Below are 2,931 nucleotides of genomic sequence, written 5' to 3'. Positions count from 1 at the left end.
CGGTGACAGCCAACCGCACTTCACCACGCTGGCGGCGTTTATCGCCAATGCCGGGGAGCTGATCACCAAACTGTCTACCCAAGTGCTGCTAATTTATGACCGCCAAGGCTCGATCGGGAAGGAGATGTTTGCCATTGACGGGGTGAAGTTACCCTCCAATGCCAGTAAAGAAAAGTCGGGCACTCGCGCTGACTTCCTGCGCCAAGCCGAACGCATGGAAAAAGCCGCCGCCAAGACAGGGCAAACGCATGAATAAGCCAGTACAATCAATGGCGAACGATTAACGCCCAAACGACGTCACCTGATAAGCTATCCCCTTTTCATCGAAGGGATGCACCCATGCAAGATCATGACCTGCTTAGCCACTTCTCCATCATTCAAGACTACCGTCAAACGGGAAAAATTGAACACAAACTCACTGATATTTTGCTCTTGGTTATCGGTGCGGTCATTGCGGGTGCCGATGGCTGGGAAGAAATTGAAGACTTTGGACATGATCGACTCACTTGGTTACAAGAATACGCTGATTTTGATAACGGCATCCCCAGCCACGACACCCTTGCTCGCGTGATGAGCTTGATTAACCCACAACAATTCCAACGCTGTTTCGCTGACTGGATGCAAAGTTGCCACACACTCACTAACGGTGAAGTCATTGCCATTGATGGTAAAACCTTACGCGGCTCTTATGACAAGCGCCGTAGAACAGGGGCTATCCACATGGTCAGTGCTTTCTCAACGGCGAATGGCGTGGTGTTAGGACAAGTCAAAACCGATGAAAAATCCAATGAAATCACTGCTATTCCTGAATTGTTGAAACTGTTATCGGTGTGTGGCTGTCTCGTCACGTTGGACGCGATGGGTTGCCAGAAAGCGATTGCCAAAGCCATTCTTGATAAGGAGGCTAATTACCTGTTGGCAGTCAAGGGCAATCATAAACGGCTTGAAGATGCTTTTGCGAAACATTTTCCGCTGAGTCACGTAGCCCAGTATCAAGGTGATTACTTCAGCACTATTGAAAAGGCGCACGGCAGAGAAGAAACCCGTTTCCATATCGTGAGCGATGTCATCGGGGATTTCGTGGCGTTAAGTCTACAGTTCGCTATTACATCAGCTCTGCAACGCTCACCGCCAAACAATTCGCGGATGCTATCCGCAACCATTGGATGATTGAAAATCAGTTACACTGGCGGTTGGATGTCGCCATGCGTGAAGATGATTGCCGAATTCGCCGCGACAAAGCCGCCGAGAACCTTGCAGGGATACGCCATATCGCCTTTAACGTATTGAACAGCCACAAAACCTTTAAGGCATGCATGAAACGCAAACAGAAAAAGGCCGCCATGAACACAGACTATCTTTCTGAGTTATTGATGGCTAAGGGATTTTCGTAATCTTGCCGTGGACGACGAAATATTATCAGTTACTTAGCATACTTTTTTGTCCACTCTTGAGCCAACTTGTTATATTCCGCTCGATCTGTTTTATAGATTTGTGCAATTTCGGAATCCAAGGGGTCATCAGGATTAGGATTTTTCAATAGGCTAGCAATGGCGTTCAAAACATTATGAAGCTTAAGGGCTGGTTTCCACTGCGGCCGCTGCGCCTGCAAACGCATAGCATCTCGGTCAATAGAACCATCGCTTTTGTATATGGGAGTATTGCCACGTAAGATATCAAGGCTAATAGCGCCGTTGCTGTCGATATTGGGATGATATATCTTTGTTTCAAAGCGGACTTCGGGAGGGGCGGATGGATAATTTGGGGGGAATTGGATCTTCAAAAAGAAGACACCGCCTTGATAAGGTGATCCGTCTGGGCCTATCATCGTCGCACCCCAAAGAAACATAGTCTTTGTCTCATCAACTGGGGCAGCCGATATGTTGTAACCAGAACTCGTTTGTAAATCTTCCCCGTCTTTTATAATTCGTTGTAGAGAATCCATTTCATTTATCTCCAGCGATTAGAATTAGAGCACTCAGCGTACATTATGTCTTGCTTCAGAGTCAAATGGCTGGTTTGATGTCAAGTCCCGATAGATCATATACTTTTTTTGTAACTACTCCCCCCTGAAAAAGTTTAAAAAAATCTTGACTACATTTTTGGTAGTGCAGATCAATGCGCGGGAAAGTATGTGCCGAGTACAAAGTCCGAATAAATTTTGACCTTGATGACACTACAAAATGTATATACACTTAAACCATGAGATTTACATGGTCTGAGACAAAACGTGCAATCAATACAAAATCGCATGGGCTTGATTTTGTTGATGCGCCGCGTGTGTTTGAGGGCATCACCTTCACCTTTGAAGATGACAGGTTTGACTACAGTGAGCAGCGGTTTATCACGCTTGGGTTACTTGCCGGAGTGTTGGTTTCCATTGTCCACACAGAGAATGACCATGAGATTCGCATCATTTCCTTCCGCAAAGCAACCAAACGAGAAGAGGTGATTTATTATGACTCAATCCAATACTGATTGGGATCGCCTTGCGTCAGGCACTCAAGGTGATCCAACTGAAGAACATCCTGAAGCTGAAGTCCGTCATGTCGTCCGTGGCATTGTTCGCCAAGGTTTAAAACCTTTACCAGCCAAAGCATCCGTTTCTTTGCGCATAGACCAGGACGTGCTGGAGTGGTTCAAAGCTCAAGGCGCAGGTTATCAAACACGTATCAACAGCGTTTTAAAAGCATTTAGAGATGCTTCGGTTAATCCATGAGCGTCAAGTACGACAAAAATAATTCCAATTAATGCGCCAACAAGTTGCTCGACGACGGACGCGGTGACAACCCGCGTCTTCGCCCATTCGACTCCCCGCCGCGCCCGTCACACGAGACGTTGAGGCTGTAGAAAAACCCTCCGAACCGCCATTTTGTGGGATAATCAAGCATCGCAAGCACCCGAACGAGTAGGCAGGCATGGCACGCTACA

Annotated in this window: 4 protein-coding genes and 1 pseudogene; 4 read left to right on the top strand and 1 reads right to left on the bottom strand. The window is 46.9% G+C overall.

The annotated features are described in order from the left end of the window. Window positions 1-256: hypothetical protein (locus tag Q394_RS22635; RefSeq protein ID WP_028490248.1), on the top strand; the 256-nt coding region annotated here is incomplete at its 5' end. Between the two features lie 83 nt (window positions 257-339). Next, window positions 340-1,394 (top strand): annotated as a pseudogene (locus Q394_RS20935) (ISAs1 family transposase). Window positions 1,395-1,423: 29 nt separating this feature from the next. Here Q394_RS20935 and Q394_RS0116700 read toward each other — a convergent pair. Continuing rightward, complete coding sequence (locus Q394_RS0116700; protein ID WP_028490246.1) at window positions 1,424-1,945, bottom strand: ubiquitin-conjugating enzyme E2; 522 nt, start codon at window positions 1,943-1,945, stop codon at window positions 1,424-1,426. Between the two features lie 257 nt (window positions 1,946-2,202). Between Q394_RS0116700 and Q394_RS0116695 the strand changes: the two genes are divergently transcribed. Together Q394_RS0116695 and Q394_RS0116690 are read left to right on the top strand one after the other, a co-directional pair. Further along, window positions 2,203-2,478 (top strand): BrnT family toxin, encoded by a 276-nt coding sequence (locus Q394_RS0116695; RefSeq protein WP_028490245.1) that lies wholly within the window; start codon window positions 2,203-2,205, stop codon window positions 2,476-2,478. After that, the gene (locus Q394_RS0116690; RefSeq protein ID WP_028490244.1) at window positions 2,459-2,719 is read left to right on the top strand and encodes a BrnA antitoxin family protein; all 261 of its coding nucleotides are present in this window, start codon (window positions 2,459-2,461) and stop codon (window positions 2,717-2,719) included. The genes Q394_RS0116695 and Q394_RS0116690 overlap by 20 nt, the downstream gene beginning before the upstream one ends. Window positions 2,720-2,931 lie beyond the last annotated feature (212 nt).

The sequence above is a fragment of the Thiothrix lacustris DSM 21227 genome (genome assembly GCF_000621325.1).
Classification (GTDB): domain Bacteria; phylum Pseudomonadota; class Gammaproteobacteria; order Thiotrichales; family Thiotrichaceae; genus Thiothrix; species Thiothrix lacustris.
Note: the sequence above shows the minus strand (reverse complement) of the source record. Positions and strands in the feature narration are given on the sequence as shown.

What these genes read in the sequence shown, in the direction of transcription:
- Q394_RS0116700 (WP_028490246.1), bottom strand. Translation starts at nt 1,945, where the DNA reads ATGGATTCTCTACAACGAATTATAAAAGACGGGGAAGATTTACAAACG.
- Q394_RS0116695 (WP_028490245.1), top strand. Translation starts at nt 2,203, where the DNA reads ATGAGATTTACATGGTCTGAGACAAAACGTGCAATCAATACAAAATCG.
- Q394_RS0116690 (WP_028490244.1), top strand. Translation starts at nt 2,459, where the DNA reads ATGACTCAATCCAATACTGATTGGGATCGCCTTGCGTCAGGCACTCAA.